Origin of the sequence: Cellulophaga baltica, assembly GCF_018861125.1 — a bacterium.
GTDB classification, from domain to species: Bacteria; Bacteroidota; Bacteroidia; order Flavobacteriales; family Flavobacteriaceae; genus Cellulophaga; species Cellulophaga baltica_A.
This window is the reverse complement of sequence record NZ_JAHKQN010000019.1, coordinates 217,508-243,431: the sequence shown is the minus strand read 5'-3', so window position 1 is coordinate 243,431 and position 25,924 is coordinate 217,508. Positions and strand designations below refer to the sequence as shown.

Below are 25,924 nucleotides of genomic sequence, written 5' to 3'. Positions count from 1 at the left end.
ATAATATAATTATTGTTCTAATGCTTGTTCTAAAGTAAAGTCGTAAGCACTAACAATTTGGTTTATTAAATCATCAATATCATCAGTAGACAAATCATAAAAACCATCACCTTCTTCTAATACTGCAATCATTGCATCTACTTCAGCTTTTGCAAAATAAGGTTCACCTGTTGAAGGGTTGTATGTAAATTGCAATGAGTAAATAAAACCATATGCTTCAGAAAGAGAATGAAATGCATCTCTATTATCTGTAGTTTCATCTTCAAAAATAGTTTTAGCATCATCTAAATAATAAATAGCTCTAGCACTTGGAATTTTTGATATTTGGTATCTAATAACCTCAACAGCTTCATCTCTCACTTCATATTCCTGAGCTACAATTGCTGCTCTACCAATTTTAAAAGCCTTAAATACATTTTCAGCAATATCATTAAAGTTTACTTGATTAGCGATATCATTTAAATACTTCTGTATTAAGTTATCTTCATCAGCATCTAAACCATATACATACCCATAAGCTTCATCCCAGTGATGCTCCATAGTGGTATAGTTTTCATCTGTAGCCAATGTTTCAGCATCATTTTCAGTTCTATAAGAAAGTGTGCCGTCAAAATTATCATCCAATCTATTAAAATAGTGATTTAAAGATTGGTCCATTGCTAAAGCACCAATTAAACCTTTGTAAAAAGCTTGTTGGTATTCTAAGCCTTGCGCATTAAAATAACGAGGTGTATCACTATACGTACCAGCAACACCAACAGATGCTTCGTTTGTACTACTTAAAACAGCTATTTGATTTGTTAAGTATGAATCAAAATCTTCTTTTATTGATTCGCTATCGGCAGCATTACTTTGAAATAAACCAACAGAACTACCTGTTTTACTTCTTACGTTTTTACTTCCGTTTAATGATTCATCTGTAAAAGAAACCGCTTGGTTAAATCTATTTGTAAAATCGTCTTGCGTTGGAACAGGGTTAGCACTAAGCATTAAAGCACCAATTTCGTTAACTTGCTTAAGTCTTGTAGTTTGCCCTGAAAAATCAATAGTAGTATTACCATCTCTTTCAAATTCATATGTTGCTGGTTCTGTAACTACGGAATCATCTATATCTGTAAATTCTTGTGCAAAGTCTACACTATCATTAAAATCATCACTATCATCACTACATGATGTAAAAATAGCAGTTGCAAAAATTGTAGCTACGAGGGAAATTTTTCTAATATTCATTGAGTTATGTGTTAGATTGTTAATCTAATAATTGAGTTTGTTGGGCAAATATACTCTCCAAATCTAAATAAATAAAGCTTATTTTAATTTATTCTAAATAAATTAAGACAATTTTGTTAATTTTTAATTATCAATTAATTATTTAAAGAAAGTAAATATGTTTCTCCATTTTCAATGTGTGACTGTCTCTTTTCTGCTGGCATTTTATCAAACATGTGCACTAACATTCCTAAACGAGGATTTGATAAAAAGAAGTCACGATGCTTATCCATAAATGTCCAGAACAAACCGTCCCATATACTTTTCCATTCTCCATTTTTATAATTACTCATCTTTTTTAAATAGTTACTACCACTTATGTATGGCTTAGTAGCCATTAACCCTCCATCGGCAAACTGGCTCATGCCATATACGTTTGCAACCATAACCCAATCATAAGCATCAATAAAAAGTTCCATAAACCATTTATATACTTCATCAGGATCAAATTCACACAACATCATAAAGTTACCTAAGACCATTAACCTCTCAATATGATGACAATAGCCAGTTTTCAAAATTTTCTTTATTGTATTATCAATAGGGTCAATACCTGTTGTACCATCATAAAATGATTTTGGTATCTTATTTTTAAATTTCCAAAAGTTAGTCGTGCGTATTTGCGTTCCTTTCACCTTATAAATACCTTTGACAAATTCACGCCAACCGATAATTTGCCTAATAAAACCTTCTGTAGAATTTACTGGTATATTATTTTCTTCTGAATACAACAAACAAGCATCAATTATTTCTTTAGGTGTCGTTAAACCCACATTAAGCATTGGTGTTAAAACACTATGATTTAAAATGGAGTTTTCTGCAACAATGGCATCTTCATAAGTACCGAATTCCATAAAACGGTATTCAAAAAATTGATGTAACCAATCTTCTGTTGCTTTAAAACTTGTAGGATATAATGGATTAGCTGTCAACTCCCCCAAATTATTAGCAAAATTCTCATCAACGTATTGCTGTGCCTCTTTAAAATAAGTATCTACATCAGGGTAATATATTGGTGGTGGTGTTTTCTTAGCAGGATATTTTTTTCTGTTTTCATCATCAAAAGACCATTTACCACACACTGGTCCACCTTTTTCATCTAATAATATTCTATATCTTTTGCGTTGTTTTATATAAAATGTATGCTGATGGAATTTCTTTTTATCTTTTTTAAAAAAATCTGCATCGTCATCTTTCATATTTAAAAACAACGGAGAATCGTAAACCGTAGTGGTGATATTATGTTCTTTACAAGCGTCCTCTATTCGTTTTTCAAGCCAATTATCTGTTGGATCTATATAATTAATATGTGTTACCCCTTCATTTTTTAATTCCGGAATTAATAAACGTATATCTGATTTCTCATCTGAAGACGCTATGTAATAAGCCTCCAAACCTAAATCGTTTAAATAATCATAATAGCGCTTCATAGTCGCTCTATGAAATGCTATTTTCTGTTTGTGAAATGAATACTGTTTAAAAAATAAAAATTCTTCAATTAGGTATGTAGGTAATTTATGTTCAAAAATTGGTGAATCTTTAAATAACTGATGTGGAAAAATTAGATTAATTGCCTTCATAATTTTTATTTATTTCTTCTACAACGCTCACTACAATACTTTACGGTTTCCCAGTTCTTTTCCCACTTTTTTCGCCAAGAAAATGGTCGCTCACATACCATACATATTTTTTGAGGTAAATTTTGTTTTCTCATAAGTTCAAATTAATTGTTTAAAACAAAAGTTCTTTTTTACATTTTTTCCAAAAAGCAAAAAATGATGGATAATATCCTTTTACCTGAAACATCCATTCTCTAGGTTCTTGGATACCTTTATAATTTTTATTGAGCGGATGCTCTTTATAAATTATTTCTTTACTCAAATTATAAGTACTTACCAAATTATTAAACTCTCCAATATATATTTGAATGTTTGGTATATTCTCTTGTGCTAAACTTAGCATAAAGTTTATCGTTTTTTGTGATATTGGGTATTCACTAAAAACTGAAGGCTCTAATAATAAAACTTTATTTACCAATTCATCTTTCTTCCAAAGAGGATCAAGATTGTAAAAATTATAAATACAGGTTGGTAAGTTGTTATCAATAAAAATACTATTTGCAATAGGTAATGATGTTTTAAGTCCTAACTGTACTGTTTCTTTTAAAACATTAGGTGTGGTTAATGAACTGAAATCTTCATATGCTATATCTAAAAATGTATTTTGTTGTTCAGAAGAACAGTATTTATTAATATTTTCTTGATTCGCAACATACTTCTTATTTGCATTTGCTCCTGCAACCCATTGCCAACTTAAAGCATTACTTGCCCAATCAGCATCTAAAAGATGGTAATACATCCAATGTGCAGGATATTTCCAATGACTTCCCGCTACGTTACAAGTTATACTTGCTATATACATTCTTAAGTGATTATGTAAATAGCCTGTTTTGTAAAATTCTTTTATTGCGTTATCAATTGCATTAATACCTGTCTTAGCTTCAAAAACAGCTTTAGGAATTAACGTATTTGAAACTGGTAGTTGCGCATGCTTTAAATCTGAATTAATAGTATCTCCTTTTTCAATCCATATTTGTTGCCAATAGTCCCTCCATGCTAATTCTTGAATAAACTTTTCTATCTCTCTTACATTATAACCTCTATCTAATACTTTTGATAAAACAAACTTAGTTGAAATGACACCTCTAGAAATATATGGTGATAAATATGAGACAGCACCATCAATATAATTACGTGTTAAACCATAATTAATAGGATCAACAGCTTGTACACTATCTAAAATATCAGAATATAGAACTGGAAATAAGGATGTATTGGTGTTAATAGGCATTAATTTATGGTATAATTGTCGTAGACAAGTTCGAAACCAAATATAACAATGTTCAACTTTTATTAAAAATAGTTAAACAAAAATTATTAACTGTATCACATTACACAACAAAAAAAGGTTTGAAAGAATTTCTTTTTTAAGAAACACTTTCAAACCCTTCAATAAACCAATTGTACTAAAATGTAAGTAATTTAGTTTTTAAATTTCTTTATTTTCGATTTAGAAAATTTCCAAGCAATAAGACCTATTGCGATTAAAGGTAATATTAGCCAGGCTAATTCTCCTGTAAAAGAATCATGTGCATGATGTTCTGTTTTTGGATGTGCAAGTAAAACTTGTGAACCAATTACAAATAAGAAAATGGAAAATAATTTTTTCATAGTGTTTTTTATTTAAGCGTTAATATTTAATTTATTAATTACCTGAAAAGGCGATGTATTGGTCTCTAAAGACAAACGTTTTACATCGTCAAATTCGGGTTTTATTTTAATTTTGTTTGTAGGTGTTGTAACTTCTTTTACTTGAATCTCACCTAAAGCTGAAGCTGTTTTTTTTTGAACTCTAGGCAATTCAATACGATCTATCGGGTAATAGCGCACACCAATAGTACTGGTATTATCAAATATGTAATTAGAAACATTTTCTAAATTATCTAACGGAAGAATGATACTTAACAAAAATGCAAAGCGTCCTTTTTTCATTAACTGCTGTGTTATACTAAAGTCTAAAGCACCTGATGCTAACAATCCATCTTGAAAGTCAGTTCCCAAATATTCAGGAGACATATCATCAATAGAAGCTTCTAATTGCAAATAGCTTTCTTTATTTTTTTCCACCGCTACTTTCAACAACGAAATACGAACCACATTTGCATTCACAAAATCTTTTTTACCTGGGCCATATGCTGTTTTTAAAGGCATATAACCTCTATTCGTAAAATCAGGATTCAAATATCTTAGAATGGCTGCACCCGTAGGTGTTATTTTTTCTCCTTCTTCCGTACCTGCATATAATGGCATTCCTTGTAGCAATTCTGCTGTTGCTGGCGCAGGAACTGGCAACATACCGTGTTGTGTTTTCACAATACCATAACCGGTACAAATTGGGCTACTATATACTTTTGAAATCTTAAGCTTATCAATTAAAACAGCACTGCCAACTATATCAATAATAGAATCTACACCACTAATTTCATGAAAATGAATAGTCTCTAATGGCATATCATGAATTTTTGATTCTGCCTTACCTATTAGAAGAAAAATTTCGTGCGCTATTTTCTTCGCATTATCACTAATATGAGCCCTATCAATAATTTTTTTAATATCACTTAAATGACGATGTACTCCGTGATGGTGATCATGAGAGTGGCTGTGAGCATGCGAATGTCCATCATCATGACTATGCGTATGAGAATGACCGTGATCGTGAGTATGATTGTGGTCGTGCTCTGAAGCTTCTTTACCAATGTTTAAATCAATAACCTCAACATACTTACAATTAATACCGTTTTTATCTACTAATTTAACTTCAATTTTACCATCGGGTAAATGCAATTTCTTAGGCAAATCAGTTAATATATCAAAATCACCAAGCAACTCACAAAAAGCACTTAAAAACATGTTTCCTGAAAGCCCAGAAAAAGGCTCTATATAAATCGAATTCATTTATTTAATAATTTAATCATTCTGAATGCACTCATGGCGGCACCATAACCATTATCAATATTTACTACTGTAATTCCGTTTGCGCAACTGGTGAGCATAGCATGCAATGCTGTTTCACCTTCTTTAGCTGAACCATACCCTACTGACGTTGGAACACCAATAATAGGCTGTGGTAACAATCCACCAACTACCGTTGGCAAAGCACCTTCAAAACCTGCTACTACAATAAGTACATCAAAAGTTTTTAAGTCATCAAGTTTATTAAGTAACCTATGTAAGCCAGCAACACCAACATCATGTACAATTCGTGAGGGTACACCCATATAATTAAGAGTGTAATATGCTTCGTTAGCTACGCCAATGTCTGAACTACCAGCAGATATAATTCCTACTTTGGCAGTATCACTATCAAGTGTTTCTATAGCCTGCAAAGTAAATATGCCCGATTCCGTATCGTAAAAAGCATTTTTATAAATTTCTAATAAGGCAACTGCCTTTTCTTCTTGTAATTTTGTGATTAATACATTTTCGTTTTTATTGGAATAGGCTTTTAAAATATCCGTTAGTAAAGCAACACTTTTTGAAGCTCCAAAAATCACCTCATCAAAGCCTAAACGTTGCTTTCGATCTTCATCAATAATAAATGTTTTATCCATTCAATATTCTGTTTAATTTTCCTGACACAAATCCTTCTTCATCAATAATTACATTTGAGAAACCTAATTCTTTTATTCCTTCTGAAATATCATCAAAATGACTTTTTAGCCGTTCAATTTCAAACTCAGGTACTTCAATGGAAGCTTCCTTACCCAAATGCCGAACGCGAACATCAAAAAAACCAAATTTGTTTAAATGATATTCTGCCTGCTCTACTTGTTTTAATCTTTCATTGCTAACAGCTGTGCCGTACGGAATTCTAGAACTTAAACAAGGGCTTGGAGGTTTATGTGCAGTTTCTAAACCCAAAGCTTCGGCCATTTCAATAACTTCTTTTTTACTTATTTGAAGTTCCGATAATGGTGAGCGTATTGCATGGTTTTTAGCTGCTTGTAATCCCGGACGGTAATCACCTAAATCATCTTGATTCGTACCATTTAAAATAGTGTATTCTGGGTATTCCTCTTTTATAATATCAACCATTGCCTCGTACAAATGTGTTTTACAAAAAAAGCATCTATTTGCTGGGTTGGCTGTATAATTAGGATCATTCAATTCATCAGTTTTAATAACTCGTAAATTGATATTGTGTGTTTTACAGAAATCGGTCGCTATCTTATAATCTTTAGATTTTAGACTTTCAGAATTAGATATTAACCCTATGGCTTGATTACCAAGAACCATTTTGGAAACATACAGCACTAGTGATGAATCTACTCCACCAGAAAATGCTGTTACTGTACCTTTATGTTCTTTAAACCAATTTTTTAGCAGTGCTAGTTTTGACATGCATTAATTTTTATGAATTAGCTGTTAGTTGAATTTGCTAAAACGATTAAACATTAGGCTCTAGAACCAGCTTCATCTACCGTATGAACAGTAATAGCATCTAAATCCATCTCAGTAGTTTCAAAAACAAATGGTTCGTCTTTCAATACTTGTGGCTTATGCTTAACTGTACCCAATACTTTATCATTCGCTACAATCTCATAATGTGAAATTGGACTAGCTGCCGCATATGCAGTTTGCCATGTAATTTTAGCTTTGCCATCAACAACTTCTTTATTAACAGCTCTAGGAGGCGTCATATCTATTTTATCTAATTGAAAGAAGTTAGTTCTACCGCCTGAAATTTGTGCAGTTTTGGCTTCTACCTCTTTGCGCTCTTCTATAGACATAGATTCAGGTTTTACTTGCGAGGCGTAATAGTTTTGCGTTAGTTGACATTTTAAAGGATCTTCATCTATTTGACCTATACCAATAATTAATGTATCAACCCCCTTAGTGGTTAACACATATTCAATAAGCTTATCACTTGGTAGTGAAGGAGAACCAACTTTGCGATAAATTTGATCTGGAGTTCTTGAAAATGCTCCGACTTCATTATACATCGTACCGGCACCAAACACTTTCATACCAATAACACCAATTCCCTTGGCCTTAGCTAACGGAATTACATTATTCTTCATGTTAAAATATAAATGGTCATTAGAGTTTATGGAAACTAATAAAGCATCTAACAATCCATATTTATCGCGTTGCATAATATCAATCATCGCAACTGGGTTTTTATGCCCCGAAAAACCAATATGCTTAATTAGTTTCTCTTTTTTAGGATTAGTTCCTGTAAGGTTAGTACCATCTCTAAAATCTCGTAGAACGACTAAAGCTCCAAAATTTTCATCTTCTTTTATGGACGTTTCAATTCCCTTATATAAAACATCAACCTCTTCAACAGTTTCAAGGCTATGTATTAACATAATATCTACATAAGAACCCTCAGGGTAGTTTCCATTTCCATCACCAAAAATTTGAGACATGGTTCTTCTTACATCTTCTGCTGCTGTTTGGATTCCTTCTCCCTGAGATTTATTTCTAACATTTTCAGTTTCTTCCCAACCTGGCTTTCCCCAACGCATTAGTGTTTTACTAGTTAACGTAATAGATTCCCTTAATTCTTTATTATAATTTGGTTTCCCCGGAATTAAATCGAGTTTTTCAAATGCTTTATGGTAATGTGTTTGACTTGGCCCGTATACGTTTGAAGTATCAAAATAATTAATACCTAAGTCAAAAGCTTTCGTAATAATTGATACAGGATCAACACCTTCTGGTGTCCATTGTATGGATGCTTGTCCGCCAAGGCCTAAAGTAGTTACTTTATTTTTTAAACGACCAAAGTTTCTCATCATTGGAGCAGGTGCCTTATCAGAAAAGCTAACACCTAATGGTAAAACTGTTGCCCCTAATGCCACTGTGCCTGATAATCGGATAAAGTCTCGTCTTGTAACTGGATATATCTTTTTCATATTTCTAGGTTTTCGTGTCTCATAAATTTATGAATACTTAACCCAGTCTAGCATCGTTTAACAAAACTTTAGACTACTTTTTAAATGTTAAAATCTTACAATTAAAAAATTAACAGTATTATTAAAATAATCTGATTTTCAAGTACCTAATTTTATCTATATAAAAAAAAGAGGTTTCAAGCATACACTTAAACCCCTTCTATTTCTTACAAATAATATAATTTTATATAGCTTATTCATTAAGGTTCACAGGAACCTCAATTTGATTAATACTATATAAATAAGTAGCTTCTTTTTCTTTATAATTTGCAAAGGCACTAACCAAATCAGCATCAGCTTCTTCTTTTGTTTGCCTTGCGCTTAACAAATCGGTTAAATTGCTTAAACCACTATTATAATTATCTCTTTGCGATTTTAAATTTTCTGTTGCGTAAGCCACCTTGTCTTGTGCGTATTGAATTTGCTTAAATGCACTTTGCAAATCATACCAATTTTTCATTATATACTTTGTCAACTGATTTTTAGTATCATCAAAATTATTCTCTGCTATTTTAAGATCTACTTCACGTTGTTTAATTTGCTTCTTTTCTTTTCCCCAAAAAGCAGAAATTGGTATTGTTACTGTTCCAAAAGCAATTGGTTGCGTTACTCCATCAAATTGGTTGTTAAATGAACTTACATGTGATGCACTTACACCTACAGCTACTTGTGGTAACAAATCTGCTTTTTCATTTTTAATTTGTAAACTAGCTGCGCTTACTTGTTTTTCGGATAACTGATACAATTTATTACTTGGCAAATCTACTTGAGGAGTATTATACTTAAATGCTGAAGCCAATATATCATCATAACTTTGTTTTTTAGCAACCATAGTCGTATCAAAAGGAATACCTACATAAAGGGATAAATCTAAAAGCGCTATTTTTCTTAAATTAGATAACTCTAATTCATTTAGTAAAACCCCACTCTTTTCAACTTTAACCTGTAGCATTTGACTTTCAGATATTAAGCCAGCCTCTAATAAATCTTCTTGCTGTTTTAAAAGTTCATTCAAATATGCTTTTCCTGATTTTACAACTTTTTGTTTTTCTTGTATTTGAATAAGTTGCCAAAATTTTAATTCTGCATTAAGCATAACAGAATCAATTGAAGTTCCATGACTTATTTTTTGAGCATCTAATTGTAAATCTGCTAGTTCGTTTCCTATTCTAATTTTTCCGCCAGCATATATGGGTTCGGTTGCGGTTACTCCAATACTATATACATTATCAATACCATCAGGCAAATATGTTGGTATCTCAGGCACTAAATAATCAAAACCATATAAGGCAAAACCACTCGCACTTACTTCAGGAAAGTAATTGTCAAAAGCTTCCTTTTTTACCAATGTAGCCCTGACTACTTTTAATGAATCATTTTTAATAGTCTTACTATACTTTAAGGCTGCTACTTTTATTTTTTCTAACTCTAACTCTTTTTCTTGAGCATTACTTGTTGTAAAACTTAATAGAAACAGCAGTAAGCTTGCTAGTAATAACGTTTCTGATTTATATGTAAAATTCATAATTTTAAATACTATTTATTTGAATAAACTTATTCTTTATCTGACTTATCTTCATCTGCTCTAAAAAACAACCAATAAAGAATAGGTAATACATAAAGTGTTAACACCATAGATACTAATAACCCAAAAGCTATTACTGTACCTAATGGACCCCATAAACTTGATCTACTAATAATCATTGGTGTTACACCTACTGCTGCAGCTGCTGAAGTCAAGAAAATAGGTCTCATTCTTCTTTCTGCCGATAAAATAGCTGCCTTTTTAAAGGTTTTACCATGGTGTAAATGCAATTCATCAGCATAATCAATTAAAATAATCCCGTTTCTTACAACAATACCACATAAGGCTAAAATCCCTAAGAAAGAGGTAAAACCAAAAGGATATTGCATAAGTAATAAACCAGTTGCTGCACCTAAAATACTCAATGGCATAGTTATAAAACTTAACATAGCATGTTTAAAAGATTTAAAGTGCCAAATAAGAACCAATATTATAAGTACTACACTTACCAATAAAGAAATACCCATGGGCCCTAAGTTTTCTTGTGACATTTCATATTCTCCACCATACTCAATAGCAATATGATCAGGTATATTTAAAGCATCAATTTTTGGAGTGATTTTACTTAATACTACATTAGCCACAGCTCCTTTTTCAATATCTACCCTAACAGATAAACAACGCATACCATTTTGCCTAACAATTTGTTGTTGTTCCCATTCTGGTTCAATTGCTGCTACTTGTGTTATTGGTATATTTTTACCAGTTGAAGGTACAATTACAGAGAGTTGTTTAAGTTCAGAAACTGTATTTGCTTTATTACCTTCAGATTTTATTTTAATATTAATAGCATAATTTTCATCATAAATTTGGGCCGCTTGTAAACCTTCCATATTCATGGCTATAGTATTGGCTATATCTTCTTTGGTAACCCCTGCTTGTGCTGCTTGATCTTCTTTTATATTAACACCAATTTTATTGTAAACTTCTCCAAAATCGGTACGAGACCAAATAGCTTGTGGAGTTTGCCTTGCCAAATTAATTATTGTATCTCCATATTTCTTAATCTCTGATAAATCATCACCATATAGTTTAATTTCAATAGGTGCTGGCTTACCAACCATATTAAGTTGTTTCATTCTTAAATAAGCATTCGGAAACATTTTGGCATACTTTTTATCATACTCCTCTAACACTTCTTCAGTTGCTTCTTCAGATGTTGTTGTAACCAATATTTGAGCATAATTTTTTGCTGGTAGATTTGGTGCATAAACCATATGGAACCTTGGAGAACTAGACCCAATAAAGCTTGTGTAGTTTACAACACGCTCATCTTTAGCTAAAACTTTCTCAAATTCAGTAACAACTTTTGCTGTTTCATCTAAATTGCTCGATTTATTTAAATTTACTTCAATAGCAAATTGATTTCTTTCGACAATAGGAAACAACTCTTGACTTACATTTGAAAATATAACCATACCTAAAACAACAGATAAAATACCTACCATTACTGTTATTCTATAGTGTTCCATTGCTTTATTCACACTGTTATTAAAGAAGGTTTGAATTCTATCTAATACAGATTTTTTATGCTCTTCATCTTCTTTTTTATCTGCATGTAACCCATTTTTTATAAATACCGTATTTAGGTGAGGAACCAATAAAATAGATATAGTAAGTGATAAAAATAGAGCTATAGCAATGGTCCATGGAAATGTACTTAAAAAATCTTTTGCTGTACCGCTCATAAAAAACATTAAAGGAAAAAATGTTGCGGAAATTGCTAATGTTGCTGTAAAAACAGACGGGAATAGCTCTTTTGCACTTTCAAGGGCTGCATCCCACCTAGTTTTTCCTTCGTCAAGTTTTTCAATATAATTATCAATTACTACAATAGGATCATCAACCACAATACCTAAAACAACAATTAATGCTGCTAATGTTACGGTGTTTAACTCCATACCAAAAAGAAACATTACTGCTAATGTTGATGCTATGGTAATAGGAATTGTTGCTGCTGCTAATGAGGCCACACGAAATGGAAGCAATAACATACTCACCAAAATAACTCCCATTAATGCATACCCAAACTCTTTCATAAAATGAGAGATAGACTCATCTACCGCTTCTGGTTGATCTGCAATAACCTTTACATTTATATCACTAGGTAAATTTTCTTCTAATTGTGTTAAATGCTCTACTATTTCTTCTCCAAACTGGACAATATTGTTGCCTTTAGCCATTTCTAAAGTTATAATAATGCCTTTATTACCATTGGTTTGGATAAAAGAATCAGGATCTTCATATTCTTTTTTTACGGTAGCAACATCGCTTACTCTAATTACATTACCGTTTTCGTCTGATTTTACAATATGTTGTGCAACATCGGCAATATTTGTTAATCCTGCGTTTACATGTATAGGGTAATCAAGTTTATCTGTCTCTAAATCACCTGCAACTTTTATAGAACCTTGTGTGTTTAAACTTTGCATTAAAACAGCAGGACTGATACCAAATTCTGCTAATCTATTTTGATCTACATAAACCGCAATTTGCTCTTTAACTCCACCAGAATAACTGATTTTTGCCGTTTCTTCGATACCTCGTAAATCATCAATAATTTCTTCTACATGTAATTGAAGGTCTTTATATGGTCTGCTTTCAGATTCTACAGTTAAAATCATAGCAGCAGTGTTGCCAAAATCACTATTAACAACTACACCCTGTACTTCTTTTGGTAAAGAAGTTTGCTGAAATATGAATAAATTATTTTTAAGCTTATTCCAAAACTGTTGCGTTTCGTTTTTATCTATTCTACTGGCAACTTCAACATATATATAACTCATTCCGTTTTGAGAGTATGAGTATGTTTTGGTCTTATCAACTTCATTAAAACTAAATAAGTACTCTTCTAGTTTAGAGGTAAGTTGTGCTTCTACCTCAGCAGTACTAGCTCCAGGATAATACCCAACAACAAGACCAGTTCTGGTAGTAAAATCAGGAAACTCATTTCTCGACATCGTTGTGAGTCCTAAAACTCCTATTATAAAAAACACTACTGCTAAAGCTATAGGAAAAGCAGTGTTTTTCATTCCCCATTCAATAAGTGAACCTTTTTCTTTCATTTTTATTTACTTAAAATGTTTACAGGCGTTTTATTGGTAAGCTTATGGTAACCAGATGTAATTACCTTATCACCTTTGCGTAAACCATTTTCAATTGCAATGCCATCATTGTAAAGTTTTCCAACTTTTACTATTTTTTGAAGTGCTGTATTATTTTGTTCATCTACGATATAAACAAAATTTTCTCCGTCATTAGAAACCGAAACAACATCTACAGGTAGTTTTATAAAATCAGAATTTACTTTTTCTGCAGTAACATTATCTGATTCTTCAATGAAATTTGAACAAGTCATTCCTGGTTTTAAAATCAGATTTGGATTTTCAACAGTTATTTTTGCTGTATATACAGGATTTTGCTTACCCGGTTGAACCGCAATTTCCGTTAGTGTACCTGCAAATTCTTTTTTTAATGCAGGAACATAAACATTTGCACTGTTACCAGTACTGTAGTTATTTATTTCTCCGTCTGACAATGAAATTACAGATTGAACCTTAGATAAATCAACTAACTCAATCACTGCCATACCTGGCGAAGCAACGTCTCCAGCTTCCATTAATTTATTACCAACATAACCACTAAATGGTGCTGTAATTGTGGTATGTTTTAAATTTTTATATGCTGCATTAGCGGCTGATTGAGCCTGCTCGTAATTAGATTTTGCTTCAATCATTCTAATTTCAGCAATACTTCCTTTTTGATACACATTATTTATACGTGTATAATTTTCTTTTGCTAAATTTTCTTGAGCTTTATTTGCTTCATATTGTTCTTTATAAATCGATGGGTCTATAGAAGCTATTACTTGCCCTTTTTTTACAAAATCTCCTAAATTCACATTCAATTTGGTAATATCTCCAGACACTTGAAAACTTAAATTAGTTGATTTTAAAGGTTTAACAATTCCTGGAAAATTCTCTGCACTATTATTCTTTTTTTGATCTCCTCCTACTGTTACTATTTTAACATCAATAGGATCAACTTTTTTAGTTGTTTCTTCTTCACCGCAAGAGATCATAAAAATCCCCATTAATAATGAGGCTAGCCATAGTTTGTTTGTCATTTTTAATTAATTTTTAGTGATTTTATAATTAATTGATTAATCCATTTAATTCTTGAAGTAATATCGCCTTGAATTGTTTCATATATATAATATTCTTGCACAAGATTTTCATTAGAAGTGACAATTGCTAATGCTAAAAATTTGATATCATCATTATCTAAAGGAGTAATTTCAAGATTACCAATAGCCCATTTTATACAATCTTCAATATGGCTAACTACCTCACCTCTAATTCTTACCATAATTTTACGAGTAAAATCAAAACCGACTTTTAATTCTTTTAAAAATACTTCGAAAGTATTTTTGAGAATGTTAATGCGTTTTAAATGCTCTTCACTATAAATTCTAAGGTTTTTTTCAATTGTATTTCGTTTGGTAAGTCTTACACTTAAACTTTCTATCAAAGGTTTAATTAAACTCAACATAAGAGCTTCTAAAACATCGTCTTTGTTTTTAAAATAGTAATAAAGGGTGCTTCTTCCTTTATCTGATGCAGCAGCAATCAACATCATATTTGTTTTTTTATAACCATATTCTTGAAACACCTTTTTTGATGCTTCTATAATCTGATTCTTTACAAATTCATCTTTTTTGCTTTTCGACATAAATTAAAAATATGTTTGATTTTCGACAAAATTAATATTTTTGTCGAAATGAAATAAACTTACGATCTTTTTAACTTAAATTTAAACTCTGTAAAAGAACAAATTTTCGATAAAAACATTTGATACAGTTACATTCAATGTTGATTCAAATACGAGTATAATTTCTTAAAATAAAATCTTTTCTATCGTTAACTATCAATAAATCATTACTTTTAAATAAAAATGGCTACAATATTTGATACCCCTCCACTTGAAATTCAAAAAAATTTAAATAACTTAAAAGAAGATCTTGATGCTAAAATTCCTGCTAAAAAATTAGATAAGAATCTATTAATTGCTAGTTGGAATATTAGAGCTTTTGGAAATTTAACTCGTAAATGGGTTTCAGAAGACGACGACAGTCCTAAACGAGATTTACAGTCCATCTTATCTATAACCGAAATTATAAGCAGGTTTGATGTAATTGCTATACAAGAAGTAAAATCTAACCTTAGAGCATTAAGAGATACCTTAAAGCTATTAGGTAATAATTGGTCTATGATTTTAACTGATGTAAGTAAAGGAAGTTCAGGTAATGGAGAGCGAATGGCTTATCTATTTGATACACGAAGAGTACAGCTTTCAGGTTTAGCAAGTGAACTGGTTGTACCTAACGAATGGACTGATGGTATAGATGATAATGCCTTAGATGAACAGTTTGTAAGAACACCCTATGCAGTTAGTTTTAAATCAAACTTACAAACCTTTATATTAGTAACACTACATATTAAATACGGGAAAAGCTCTAAAGACAGAATTAAAGAATTAAAAGGTATTGCCACTTGGCTTGCCGATTGGGCCAGTAATACAAATGCTTATCACCAAAACTTAATAACTTTAGGCGACTTTAATATTGATGAGCGAGGAGATTTATTAGATCAAACATTTTTATCTGAAGGTTTATTTGTGCCACCACAATTACAAAACGAAGAAGTGACTAGATCTATATTTAATGAAACTAAGTATTACGACCAAATTGCTTGGTTTATGAACAGTAAAAATATTCCAAATTTAACCATGGATTTTATTACTGGTGGCAATTACGATTTCGTACCAACTGCCTTAGCAAAGAGAAATATAACAAAACAAAGCCTATCTTATTTAATATCTGACCACTACCCGCTTTGGGCCGAATTTGAACTATAATTACTCTCTTTTATTTTCCAAAAATATTTTTCAAAAGACTAAATTATTCGATGAAAGGTCACATTTTAGCATAAATATTACTTTTATTTAGTCTAAATATAAATTATTTTTACTCCGCCATAGTAAAAATGAAAAATTGAAAATAAATATTACTAGCATAAAAGAGAGTAATACACTTGAAGATATTTTTAAAATAAAATACCATAATAAAAAATGTGGTATCTACACAAAAAAGCAACAATTAAAAACAAAATATGGTCTAGGCACTGTGTATAGTCACTCATTTGAAGGTTTAACTGTTATTCAGTTAGATGTGATACTAAAACAAAATCTTAATTTTAGCATAACTACAAATACACTAATCTATTCTGCCCTGTTTGAAGGCGAAAAAAAAGTGATTGATTACGCAAAGTCTAAAGAAATTTTACAAGAAAGTACAGAATATTATATTTCTCATACAAAATTTAACTCTTGCAACTTTATATATTCAAAACAAAAAAAAATTAGAGAAATATTAATTATTATGAATCCTTTATTTATTAATAAGCATAAACTAAATTTACTTTTGCCTAATTATATTAAGTTTAAAGGTGATTCTATTATTGATCATAATACACACTTACTAACTAATAAAACTTTAGACATATTAAATGAAATAATACTAGACAAACGCAATGGAATTTTAAAACGTTTATTCTTAGAATCTAAGACATTAGAATTATTATCATCTAAAACAGATTTAAATAAAAAAGAAAAAAATAATAGTACTGCAAAAAAAATATATTCTGTAGAAAAAATAATTTCTTCCAATTTAAATAAGCAGTATACCATTTCTATGTTATCTAAGCAGATATTTGTAAATGAAAATACTTTAAAAAAAGAATTTAAAAGATTGTTTGGAGAAAGTATTTTTAAATACTCATTAAATATAAGAATGGAAGAAGCTAAAAAATTACTTTACCAAACCAATAAACCTATATACGAAATAGCTGAGCTAGTTGGCTATAAAAATGCAACACATTTTACTGCAGCATTTAAAAAAAATCAACAATTAACTCCTAAACAATTCAGAAAACAAAATTTAATAAGTAATGAGATTTATTTGTAATAAAGTTGAATTTAAGGCTTACAAAATACGGTCTTTTATAGCTTCCGAACGATATACTCCTGCTTTTTTTCCACCATCAATATGATTCCACCCTGGAGGCATAAAAACATATTTTACCTTATCACTTATTGTTGGTGCATTTTTTACATCCAGCCACAATTCTTTCCACATTAAAAACTGAATATGCCAAAAACTTTCACTATTTAACTTATCATGCATAATTCCGTATTGAATTTTTTCATCGTCTAATTGTGTTTGAAAAGTTTTAAAAATACGATCCCAAATAGATAAGGTTTCACCATAATTTCTATCTAAATATATGTGGTTTTTAGCATGATGTACGCGGTGTACTGATGGTGTAATAAAAAGAAACTCTAACCATTTTAATCTCCATACAAAATTTTCATTGGTATGGGTGAGTGTTGCATATAAGCGAGCTAAAGGCTCTATCACAAAAATCATAAAAGGATGAAACCCTAAAATGGGCAACCAAATAAAATTAAAAGGTGTAAAAAACACATCGAATATAGAGCCTCGTGCTACAACGGTTAAATTCATTTCTTCTGCCGTATGGTGCACTCCATGAATACACCACAAAACACGTACTTTATGACCTAAAAAATGGATAAAAAACACTGTAAAATCATATAATAAAAATGCTATAACCCAAGAATACCATTTAAAATTCATATCAAAAAAACGATGATTATACAACCAAAACATACTACCTACTATAAAAACTTTAGACAGTAAAAAATATGGTATACTTTGTATTAAGTACGATAAAATACTTACCAAGCCTTCTTTTTTCTTTTCTACATAATTAGTAACAAAGAGTACTATTATTTCTATAACCATTAACACTAAAACAATTACAGTTATATGTTCTAAATGCCCTGAAAGGCTCTCTATTGATGATAAATTCATTTTATAGGTTATTTTGGGGTTTATTTTTATTATTTTTTAAGAAATCGCATACTTGCTCTAAGGCTGCTTTTGATGGATCAGTATTGCGTAAATAATTTAAAACAAAAAAATCATGTATTGTACCGCCATATCGTGCAGAAACCACTGGCACTTTTGCTTCTCTTAATTTTTTAGCATATTCTTCTCCTTCATCTCTTAACACATCATATTCTGCTGTAATAATTAATGCTTTAGGTAAATTGCTCAGCTCGTTAATACTTGCTTGTAAAGGAGCTACCGTTGGCAGATTTCTAGAATTTAAATCTGGAGCATATATTTTCCAAAACCATTGCATACTGTCCCTTGATAAATAATGCCCTTTAGAAAATTGCAGGTAAGAATTTGTATTAAAGTTATCATCTAAAACTGGATTAATTAAAACTTGTTTATTAATTATTGGTTCTTTTCTGTTTTTTGCCATCATGGCAATTGCAGTTGCCATGTTTGCTCCTACACTATCACCACCAACAATAATCTCATCAGAATCTAATCCATATTTTTCTGCATATTTAGATAAATAAAGAGTTGCAAAATAACCTTCTTCATTTGCAATAGGGTATGTTACTTCTGGTGATTTTGTATACTCAACAAATACAACTGCTATGTTTGCTTTTAAAGAAATATCTCTCATTAAGCGCTTATGAGTATTAAAACTATTATAAGCCCAACCGCCTCCATGAAAGTATACAAGTATTGGTAACAATACATTTTGAGTCTTTACTGGCTTTACAATAACTACATTTACTTTTTTGCCATTTTCTTTAAAAATTTCTTTTTCAAAAAACACATTATTGTATGTTAAAGTAGAATCCATTTGTAGGTCCTCCATTGCTCTACGCGCAATAGCTATCGGCAAATCGTGTATTGGTGGCCCAGTGTAGGAATGAATTTCTTCTAAGAATTCTTGAACTTTAGCATCTATACCATAACTACCAGCATATTTATTTTGTGCTACGGTTTTAAAATGACAAAACACAAAAAAGTAGATTAATAAAACTCTCATTTTACACAGTCTGTTTTATTAATTTTGGCTTACTTTTTCTTAATGTATTGGTTTTGTTAAATAAGTACAATAATAAAAAGACTCCTAGGTTTATAGCCAACATAATTGTTAAAACCATAGGTTGATTATAGACTGAAAAATTAGTAAAAGCTAATAACCAATATATTAATACCCATTGAAACATATAAAAAGGCGTTACTTGCTTACTACAGTAGAAAAACAATTTACTTACATAATTGTTAACTGGCAATAAACGCTCTATATGATAATACAACCAAAATATAATTAAAAGAACTCCCATTAATCCCATGGTTCCGCCGGGGCCTAAATGATAATAATCTCCAAAATGATATTCGTAATTATAATTACATAATAACTTTCCTATCACTAAAAAAACTGTACCTATATATGACATTGGCATAAATAAAGATTTGTTTGCATCTTCTTTATTCTCTAAATAACTTAAACCTAAAAACAATCCCATTAAAATAAATGACATCCAAGGAAATAATGGAAAGTAAACATCAAAATTATTACCCCAAATCAAATTCAAAATATAGTCTACACTGGGTATTCCTAATTGAATACCACTCACTACTTTAGATAACCACATAATTATTAAAGAAAGTAGTAACACTACATATTTGTTTCTTTTTAAAAAGTTAAAAATCAAACTTACTAGAAGCAACGAAATTCCCACTAACTGAAACATATCTCCCTTTAAAAAGTAATTTAACATACGACTTGGATTACTTAACTCTAATCCGCTTGCTTCTACAAAAGCTTCAGGAAAACCTCCCAAAAACAACAGAGGGGCTATAAATCGTAAAAAATTTAAAACATATCCTAAACCAATAATTAATAAGGCTTTTTTAAGAATCCCTGATTTTGTTGCGTTTCTAGAAAAGGCAAATGATATTCCCATTACAATTAAAAAAATAGGAGACCCCCTTTCTAATAATTGAACAAATTTACCTGTAAGCGTATGCTCCCATGTTTCTGCACTAGCAAAAAGCATCATTACATGCACAGGAATCATCATAAGAACACTAAAACCTCTTACGAAGTCTACCGCTCTTATTCTATTTTGTGATTTCATTTTACAACCTTAATTTTTATAATCATAACTTAATTTTTTTGACAATGATTTTCTTTTTCTTTTTCTAAATTGAATTTCATTTTTTAAGTGTCCCATATAAAAAATGCCTAGAAATTTTTCGTCTCCATCTAAATCTATGCTTTTCCCGTATTTCATAGTTGCTACAGAGGTATCCCAATAACAACCAATATTTAAGGCTGTACAACTCAACCACATATTTTGCACTCCACATGCTATTGCTGCTAATTCTTCCCATTCTGGTAGTTTTGCTTTTTTATTAGGTTTAAAAATTACAGCTAATAAAGTGGCATTTTTACTATAGTTTTTAGTTGCTTCAAAACGTTCATTAGAAAACTTTTTTTCTGTATACATTTCTCTATAGTAATCAGCCATAAATTCTCCTAACTCTTGCTGATGTTTTCCTTTTAAAACTATAAACCGCCATGGTTGTGTATGTAAATGTGTTGGTGCCCAAAGTGCATTTTCAACAATATCTTCAATGGTATTTTTAGGAATCTCTTTTTCTGAAAAATCATAAGCATACGTGCTTTTCCTTTCTTTTATAAGCTTCGTTATAGCTTTAATAGTCATTTTAAAATTCTTCTTTATTTCTCTATAGCTAGAGAAAAATATTTTACTTTTTTAAATACCTGTCTCTATCTCTTCTGTTATTACCGCTTCTCTTTTAAACTTCGCTAAAGGATTTTGTAAAACTCCTTCTAACTTCAAACTTTCTATTGGATCAGCTAAACGTAGCATTTGCTTGGTATTTTCTAACTGCAAACGGTTTAAACAACAACGATCAAACTCATAAACAAACAAATCGTATTGTTTGTATTTATCTGAAAATTCGGGGTGTGTATCTTGATATTCATACACACAATTTGCCACTAATTGCCAAAATTCTTCTTCAGGTAAACCAGCGTAATTAGTTAAATGTGGTGCTAAGAATCTAAAGAAGCAATCAAAAACATCTGTGAAAATTGACAATACTTTCATTCTATCTGATGTTTCTGTAAACAACCTATCTACATGTTCAGGTAAATGCATTTCTTTATTAAATACTATTACTTCTTCCGTTATATCTTTCATTAAAGAATACACAGGCGTGTTATTTTCTAATACTATAATCAGGTTTTCACCATGGGGCATAAACACAAATTCATATTTATAAAAACAATGTAATAATGGCGACAAATAAGCTTTTAAATAATGTTGCAACCAAGTACTAGTGTTATACGGAGAAACTTCTATTAAAGAAGCAACTAAAGAACGCTCTTGATAATCGACATGTAAAAAAGCAGCCATAGTCATTACCCGTTGTTTGGCTGTAATTTTTGTAAACGGACTTTCTCGCCACAATGCAGAGAGCATTTTGTTATGCGGATTCGTCTTCCCTAAAGCCTCATAATAATGATTATGATAACCGATTGTAGCAACTTCACCTAACATGGTAAATCCGTTAGCTAATAAATAATCATCTTTAGCTAATAAATCAGTAATCCATTTAGTTATAGGCGGTGTACTTTGCATGTAATAAGGTGAAAGTCCACGCATAAAGCCCATATTTAAAATAGATAAGGCAGTTTTTGTATATAATTTTTTAGGATGTGTTACATTAAACAAGGTTCTAATAGATTGTTGTGCCGAAAAATCGTCGTCACTCTCTCCTACAAAAACAATATTTCCCTGAGCGATGTCAGCTCCAAAAACTGGAATTATTTTATTAATCCATTGCCAAGGATGCACAGGCATAAATAAATATTCTGTTATCACTTTTTTGGCATTACTTAATCGTTTCTTAAAATCTGCTATTTTTAATACTCCTAATTCATTTTCTAATAAACTTTCGTATTCAAAATCTGCAACACTAGTAAAGGTTGCAAATTTTTTATGTACGGCAATCCATATAATTTTAAAAGGTGCATTTGCCTCTGGTGCATACAACTGAAAATCGTTGCTATTAAATCCTATTCTTCCATTGTTCGCTATAAAACAAGGATGTCCCTCTGTCATTCCGTGCTCTATATCTTGAAAACTATGTAAAGCTAATTCGGTTGCTGAAAATTGTTGGTTTTCATATTTATAACAAGCACCAGATAATGTACTTGTAATTTCTTCTAAATAAGTCGCTAAAAACTTATCTGGTATACCTAATGTTTCTTTAAACTCTGTAATAAAATGCAATGCGTCTAACACCACTTCTTCTGAAGCTTCATTTACTTTTACAATACTTTCTGTATCTACCAACCAATGATCTAAAAAGAACTTTTTGGCCTTAAAATGATAGGTAAACTGCTTATTATCTGAAACAATTTCATATACTTCATCTTGTATCAATATTGGCTTTAAAATTGACTCATGTGAAAACTCACTAATCGCTTTTCTTATCAACTGACGGTTTATAAATTGCCAGTTACTAGGTTTTAAATGTGTTGTTTTTATATTTATCATTTTTATTCCCTACAATACAGATTGATAAAAAGCTTCTTTTGTGCAAAATGCTAACGATGCTATTTTATGATCTAAGTTTATATTTTTCTGATACACAAAACCTGCTTTTTTATTTAAAACATGAATCTTTTCGTTATTAATATCTGGCTCTACTACTACCCTATTTACAAATGGTAAACTGAAAAAATAAGCCATCACAGTTGAGAAAACATGCCATGTAAATTTCGGAATCTTCTTTTCTGCCGGAGCAACTAAAATGTGCATTCCGTAATCGTTATCTAAAGCATCGTAATGTTTTACTATTACATCTTCGGATGTTTTATAGCGTTCCATTAAAAAAATGGGTTGCTTATTTAATTCTCCTATATATGTATGATGATGAGAATTGTCTTCTAGTTTTTTATACTCATTAAAAACCTCCTCTTTTGTTTGCTCTAACATTCCCCAATACTTTGCGTATGGTTTAGAAACCCAACTGTACAACATATCAATATCGTTTTCTAAATTAATAGGTCGAATACTAATTTCTCCTAAACCTTTTATTTCCTTTTTAAAAACTACTTCACTTGTTTGCACCATAACTACTAAGCTTCTTGCGTTTTAAATTGTGCAATAGGGTTCTCTAACTTTCCTGCAAATTGTAATAATGCTACAGGATCATCTAAATCAATCATTTGCATATGATTATTTAATTGTAATCTGTTTAAACACGATAATTTAAAATCATCTGCAAACATGTCGTACTTCTTAAACTTTTCTGATAATTGCGGAAACTTCGCTTGATAATCAGTTACATTTTCTGCTACCATTTCCCAAAAACGAGTTTCACTATAATCTGCTTGCTCTTCTAAAATTGGTGCTAAGAATCTGAAAAAACCATCAAACATATCTGTAAAAATGGATAACAATTTCACATCTTCGGGTACCGGTGCGTACATTCTTTGTAAATGCTCTGGCAACACTACATCTTCACTTAAAATACAAGCTTCCTCTGTAATATCTTTTAATAAAGCATATACAGGAATATTATCTTCTAACACTAAAATAATGTTCTCGCCATGTGGCATAAATACCAGGTCGTAGTAATAGAAACAGTGTAACATCGGACTTAAATAGGCTTGTAAATATTTACGCAACCAATCATAAATAGATAAACCTGAGTCTTTAATAATTTCTGGTAGTAAAGCATTTCCGAAATGATCTATATGTAATAAAGCTGCCATTGTTATAGGCTTCTGATTTTCTTTTACTACAGAATACGGACTTTCTCTCCACAAAGAAGCTAACATTTTGTTATAATCGTTATGAGGTCCGAATTCTTCGAAATACGGATTCACATAACTTACTGAACCGATTTCACTTAACATTCTGAATCCGTTTTCTTGAATGTACGTATCGTTGTATAATAGCTCTTCTAACCAAACCGCCATTTTAGGAGCTGTTCCTAAATAATACAACGGCAAACCTCTCATGAATCCCATATTTAAGATTGATAAGGCAGATTTTGTATAAAACTTATGTGGGTTTGTAGTATTAAATAATGTTCTGATAGATTGTTGTGCCAAATACTGATCTGGACCATAACCCAAACAGATTAAATCTCCTTTAGCTACTTCTGGCGAAAAAATATTAGCTAGTTTATTAAACCATTGCCATGGATGAATGGGTAAGAATAAATAATCGTTAGCATCATGTCCTTTTTCTTCAATAATAGCATTGAATTTAGAAATGGTTGCCGCATCTAATTCTTGTTGAATTAAAGTTTCGTATGGTAAACTTTCTATTGCAGAAAACACTGCTTTACTTTTATGACCCGCCATCCACAATAATGAAAATGAATTTCCTGCTTCTGGTGCATACGAACGATAATCGGTACTATCAAAACCAATTCTTCCGTTGTTTGCCACAAATCCAGGATGTCCTTCGGTCATCGATTGTTCTATGGTTTGAAAATCTGCCGTTGCCAACTCTTTTGCTGTTGGATTTCCTTTGGTTATTTTAAAAGCACTACCATATAACGTACTTATAATTTCTTCTAAATACACTGGCATTTTTTCTTTAGCAATACCTAATATATCCTTAAACTCTTTTATAAAATAAACCGCATCTAAATCCGCTAAAGTATCTCCTACATATTTTTTAATAGACTCATCTATTATTAAATAATGATTTAAGGCTAATGGTTTCGCTTTAAATTCGTACCTAATTTCTTTTTTATCGGCGTACACTTTATAAGTATGATAACCATTTTCATGACTTTCTATAATTTCTGGGTTGATTAACAACTCATGCGAAAACTCACATAATGCTTTTTTTACCAATAATAAATTTGATTGTTGCCAAACTTTTGGTTGTATATGCTGTGTTGATTGTTGTGGAGAAACCACATTATCTAATGTGTTCATAGTACTTCTTTTTGAAGGTGAAAATGAATTTATTTTTTGTTGATAATTAGCTTTGGTTAAAAAAGCTAATTGTGCTGTTTTATGTGGTAATTCTACTACTTCGCCCAACGTAAAACCGATACGCTGACATAAGGCAAACATTTTTTTATTTCGAATATCGGGTTCTACTAAAATTCTATCAATAGAAGAATTTGCAAACGTAAAATCCATAATAGCACGAAACATAAACCAAGTAAAATTTGCCGTTATTGGTTCTGATGGCGGAGCAACAATAATATGTACACCACTATCTGAATCTCTTGGATTATAAAACTGATTTATAATATCTTTTTTAGGATTGTATTTTTCTAATACAAATGCAGGCTTGTTATTAAACACTCCAACAAATACATCGTAATCTTTTGGTACAGTTAATTTCGTGTACTCATCTTCTACATCTTGTAAAGTTGCGTTTTGCATTTCCCAAAAAACTGCATATTCTTGGATTACCCAATTGTGTAAAAACACACTGTCTTCATTAACCTTAAAAGGCCGTATAGATATGCTACCAAAACCAGCATACTCTTGAGTGAAAATATTTTTATTTTCTGCTGACATTTT

Annotated in this window: 22 protein-coding genes; 2 read left to right on the top strand and 20 right to left on the bottom strand. The window is 30.9% G+C overall.

Features of this window, described 5'->3' with window-relative positions; genetic code table 11:
- Positions 1-9: 9 nt before the first annotated feature.
- The 13 genes from KO500_RS10160 to KO500_RS10100 all read right to left on the bottom strand — a co-directional run bounded on the left by KO500_RS10160 (position 10) and on the right by KO500_RS10100 (position 15,104).
- Positions 10-1,230, bottom strand: coding sequence for a DUF4856 domain-containing protein (locus KO500_RS10160; RefSeq protein ID WP_215956432.1), 1,221 nt, complete (start codon positions 1,228-1,230; stop codon positions 10-12).
- A gap of 134 nt (positions 1,231-1,364) precedes the next feature.
- The gene (locus tag KO500_RS10155; RefSeq protein ID WP_215956431.1) at positions 1,365-2,849 is read right to left on the bottom strand and encodes a cryptochrome/photolyase family protein; all 1,485 of its coding nucleotides are present in this window, start codon (positions 2,847-2,849) and stop codon (positions 1,365-1,367) included.
- A gap of 5 nt (positions 2,850-2,854) precedes the next feature.
- Complete coding sequence (locus tag KO500_RS10150) at positions 2,855-2,983, bottom strand: DUF2256 domain-containing protein (protein WP_215956430.1); 129 nt, start codon at positions 2,981-2,983, stop codon at positions 2,855-2,857.
- Between the two features lie 17 nt (positions 2,984-3,000).
- Positions 3,001-4,119 (bottom strand): FAD-binding domain-containing protein, encoded by a 1,119-nt coding sequence (locus KO500_RS10145; RefSeq protein ID WP_215956429.1) that lies wholly within the window; start codon positions 4,117-4,119, stop codon positions 3,001-3,003.
- Positions 4,120-4,310: 191 nt separating this feature from the next.
- Entirely contained in the window at positions 4,311-4,499 is a 189-nt protein-coding gene (locus KO500_RS10140; protein ID WP_215956428.1) for a hypothetical protein, read from the bottom strand.
- A 12-nt stretch (positions 4,500-4,511) separates the two neighbouring features.
- Positions 4,512-5,783: a nickel pincer cofactor biosynthesis protein LarC gene (larC, locus tag KO500_RS10135; RefSeq protein WP_215956427.1), complete on the bottom strand. Its 1,272-nt coding sequence runs from the start codon at positions 5,781-5,783 to the stop codon at positions 4,512-4,514.
- Positions 5,780-6,439, bottom strand: a complete 660-nt coding sequence (gene larB, locus KO500_RS10130) for a nickel pincer cofactor biosynthesis protein LarB (protein ID WP_215956426.1) — start codon at positions 6,437-6,439, stop codon at positions 5,780-5,782. Before larB ends, larC begins: the two co-directional genes overlap by 4 nt.
- A complete protein-coding gene (gene larE, locus KO500_RS10125) occupies positions 6,432-7,229 on the bottom strand; it encodes an ATP-dependent sacrificial sulfur transferase LarE (protein ID WP_215956425.1) in 798 nt (265 codons plus the stop codon). Before larE ends, larB begins: the two co-directional genes overlap by 8 nt.
- A 53-nt stretch (positions 7,230-7,282) precedes the next feature.
- A complete protein-coding gene (locus tag KO500_RS10120; protein ID WP_215956424.1) occupies positions 7,283-8,749 on the bottom strand; it encodes an aldo/keto reductase in 1,467 nt (488 codons plus the stop codon).
- A 232-nt stretch (positions 8,750-8,981) separates the two neighbouring features.
- Entirely contained in the window at positions 8,982-10,313 is a 1,332-nt protein-coding gene (locus KO500_RS10115; RefSeq protein ID WP_215956423.1) for a TolC family protein, read from the bottom strand.
- A gap of 29 nt (positions 10,314-10,342) precedes the next feature.
- Complete coding sequence (locus KO500_RS10110; RefSeq protein WP_215956422.1) at positions 10,343-13,438, bottom strand: efflux RND transporter permease subunit; 3,096 nt, start codon at positions 13,436-13,438, stop codon at positions 10,343-10,345.
- Between the two features lie 2 nt (positions 13,439-13,440).
- Positions 13,441-14,499: an efflux RND transporter periplasmic adaptor subunit gene (locus tag KO500_RS10105; protein ID WP_215956421.1), complete on the bottom strand. Its 1,059-nt coding sequence runs from the start codon at positions 14,497-14,499 to the stop codon at positions 13,441-13,443.
- Between the two features lie 2 nt (positions 14,500-14,501).
- Positions 14,502-15,104: a TetR/AcrR family transcriptional regulator gene (locus KO500_RS10100; protein WP_215956420.1), complete on the bottom strand. Its 603-nt coding sequence runs from the start codon at positions 15,102-15,104 to the stop codon at positions 14,502-14,504.
- Between the two features lie 222 nt (positions 15,105-15,326).
- Here KO500_RS10100 and KO500_RS10095 point away from each other — a divergent pair, with 222 nt between their 5' ends.
- The gene (locus KO500_RS10095) at positions 15,327-16,289 is read left to right on the top strand and encodes an endonuclease/exonuclease/phosphatase family protein (RefSeq protein WP_215956419.1); all 963 of its coding nucleotides are present in this window, start codon (positions 15,327-15,329) and stop codon (positions 16,287-16,289) included.
- Between the two features lie 136 nt (positions 16,290-16,425).
- Entirely contained in the window at positions 16,426-17,397 is a 972-nt protein-coding gene (locus tag KO500_RS10090; RefSeq protein ID WP_215956418.1) for a helix-turn-helix domain-containing protein, read from the top strand.
- 18 nt (positions 17,398-17,415) lie between these two features.
- On the opposite strand, the gene KO500_RS10085 is transcribed toward KO500_RS10090, so the two are convergent.
- Genes KO500_RS10085 through KO500_RS10055 form a run of 7 tightly spaced genes read right to left on the bottom strand, consistent with a single transcriptional unit; the run spans position 17,416 to position 25,921 of the window.
- Positions 17,416-18,324: a sterol desaturase family protein gene (locus KO500_RS10085; RefSeq protein ID WP_215956417.1), complete on the bottom strand. Its 909-nt coding sequence runs from the start codon at positions 18,322-18,324 to the stop codon at positions 17,416-17,418.
- A 1-nt stretch (position 18,325) separates the two neighbouring features.
- Positions 18,326-19,366: an alpha/beta hydrolase gene (locus KO500_RS10080; protein ID WP_215956416.1), complete on the bottom strand. Its 1,041-nt coding sequence runs from the start codon at positions 19,364-19,366 to the stop codon at positions 18,326-18,328.
- A 1-nt stretch (position 19,367) separates the two neighbouring features.
- Positions 19,368-20,465, bottom strand: a complete 1,098-nt coding sequence (locus KO500_RS10075) for a heparan-alpha-glucosaminide N-acetyltransferase domain-containing protein (RefSeq protein ID WP_215956415.1) — start codon at positions 20,463-20,465, stop codon at positions 19,368-19,370.
- 9 nt (positions 20,466-20,474) lie between these two features.
- Complete coding sequence (locus tag KO500_RS10070; RefSeq protein WP_215956414.1) at positions 20,475-21,056, bottom strand: nitroreductase family protein; 582 nt, start codon at positions 21,054-21,056, stop codon at positions 20,475-20,477.
- A gap of 51 nt (positions 21,057-21,107) precedes the next feature.
- Positions 21,108-22,919, bottom strand: a complete 1,812-nt coding sequence (locus KO500_RS10065) for an IucA/IucC family protein (RefSeq protein WP_215956413.1) — start codon at positions 22,917-22,919, stop codon at positions 21,108-21,110.
- Between the two features lie 9 nt (positions 22,920-22,928).
- Complete coding sequence (locus tag KO500_RS10060) at positions 22,929-23,498, bottom strand: GNAT family N-acetyltransferase (protein WP_215956412.1); 570 nt, start codon at positions 23,496-23,498, stop codon at positions 22,929-22,931.
- 5 nt (positions 23,499-23,503) lie between these two features.
- The gene (locus KO500_RS10055; protein WP_215956411.1) at positions 23,504-25,921 is read right to left on the bottom strand and encodes a GNAT family N-acetyltransferase; all 2,418 of its coding nucleotides are present in this window, start codon (positions 25,919-25,921) and stop codon (positions 23,504-23,506) included.
- Between the last annotated feature and the right edge of the window lie 3 nt (positions 25,922-25,924).

What these genes read in the sequence shown, in the direction of transcription:
- KO500_RS10160 (WP_215956432.1), bottom strand. Translation starts at nt 1,230, where the DNA reads ATGAATATTAGAAAAATTTCCCTCGTAGCTACAATTTTTGCAACTGCT.
- KO500_RS10155 (WP_215956431.1), bottom strand. Translation starts at nt 2,849, where the DNA reads ATGAAGGCAATTAATCTAATTTTTCCACATCAGTTATTTAAAGATTCA.
- KO500_RS10150 (WP_215956430.1), bottom strand. Translation starts at nt 2,983, where the DNA reads ATGAGAAAACAAAATTTACCTCAAAAAATATGTATGGTATGTGAGCGA.
- KO500_RS10145 (WP_215956429.1), bottom strand. Translation starts at nt 4,119, where the DNA reads ATGCCTATTAACACCAATACATCCTTATTTCCAGTTCTATATTCTGAT.
- KO500_RS10140 (WP_215956428.1), bottom strand. Translation starts at nt 4,499, where the DNA reads ATGAAAAAATTATTTTCCATTTTCTTATTTGTAATTGGTTCACAAGTT.
- larC (WP_215956427.1), bottom strand. Translation starts at nt 5,783, where the DNA reads ATGAATTCGATTTATATAGAGCCTTTTTCTGGGCTTTCAGGAAACATG.
- larB (WP_215956426.1), bottom strand. Translation starts at nt 6,439, where the DNA reads ATGGATAAAACATTTATTATTGATGAAGATCGAAAGCAACGTTTAGGC.
- larE (WP_215956425.1), bottom strand. Translation starts at nt 7,229, where the DNA reads ATGTCAAAACTAGCACTGCTAAAAAATTGGTTTAAAGAACATAAAGGT.
- KO500_RS10120 (WP_215956424.1), bottom strand. Translation starts at nt 8,749, where the DNA reads ATGAAAAAGATATATCCAGTTACAAGACGAGACTTTATCCGATTATCA.
- KO500_RS10115 (WP_215956423.1), bottom strand. Translation starts at nt 10,313, where the DNA reads ATGAATTTTACATATAAATCAGAAACGTTATTACTAGCAAGCTTACTG.
- KO500_RS10110 (WP_215956422.1), bottom strand. Translation starts at nt 13,438, where the DNA reads ATGAAAGAAAAAGGTTCACTTATTGAATGGGGAATGAAAAACACTGCT.
- KO500_RS10105 (WP_215956421.1), bottom strand. Translation starts at nt 14,499, where the DNA reads ATGACAAACAAACTATGGCTAGCCTCATTATTAATGGGGATTTTTATG.
- KO500_RS10100 (WP_215956420.1), bottom strand. Translation starts at nt 15,104, where the DNA reads ATGTCGAAAAGCAAAAAAGATGAATTTGTAAAGAATCAGATTATAGAA.
- KO500_RS10095 (WP_215956419.1), top strand. Translation starts at nt 15,327, where the DNA reads ATGGCTACAATATTTGATACCCCTCCACTTGAAATTCAAAAAAATTTA.
- KO500_RS10085 (WP_215956417.1), bottom strand. Translation starts at nt 18,324, where the DNA reads ATGAATTTATCATCAATAGAGAGCCTTTCAGGGCATTTAGAACATATA.
- KO500_RS10080 (WP_215956416.1), bottom strand. Translation starts at nt 19,366, where the DNA reads ATGAGAGTTTTATTAATCTACTTTTTTGTGTTTTGTCATTTTAAAACC.
- KO500_RS10075 (WP_215956415.1), bottom strand. Translation starts at nt 20,465, where the DNA reads ATGAAATCACAAAATAGAATAAGAGCGGTAGACTTCGTAAGAGGTTTT.
- KO500_RS10070 (WP_215956414.1), bottom strand. Translation starts at nt 21,056, where the DNA reads ATGACTATTAAAGCTATAACGAAGCTTATAAAAGAAAGGAAAAGCACG.
- KO500_RS10065 (WP_215956413.1), bottom strand. Translation starts at nt 22,919, where the DNA reads ATGATAAATATAAAAACAACACATTTAAAACCTAGTAACTGGCAATTT.
- KO500_RS10060 (WP_215956412.1), bottom strand. Translation starts at nt 23,498, where the DNA reads ATGGTGCAAACAAGTGAAGTAGTTTTTAAAAAGGAAATAAAAGGTTTA.
- KO500_RS10055 (WP_215956411.1), bottom strand. Translation starts at nt 25,921, where the DNA reads ATGTCAGCAGAAAATAAAAATATTTTCACTCAAGAGTATGCTGGTTTT.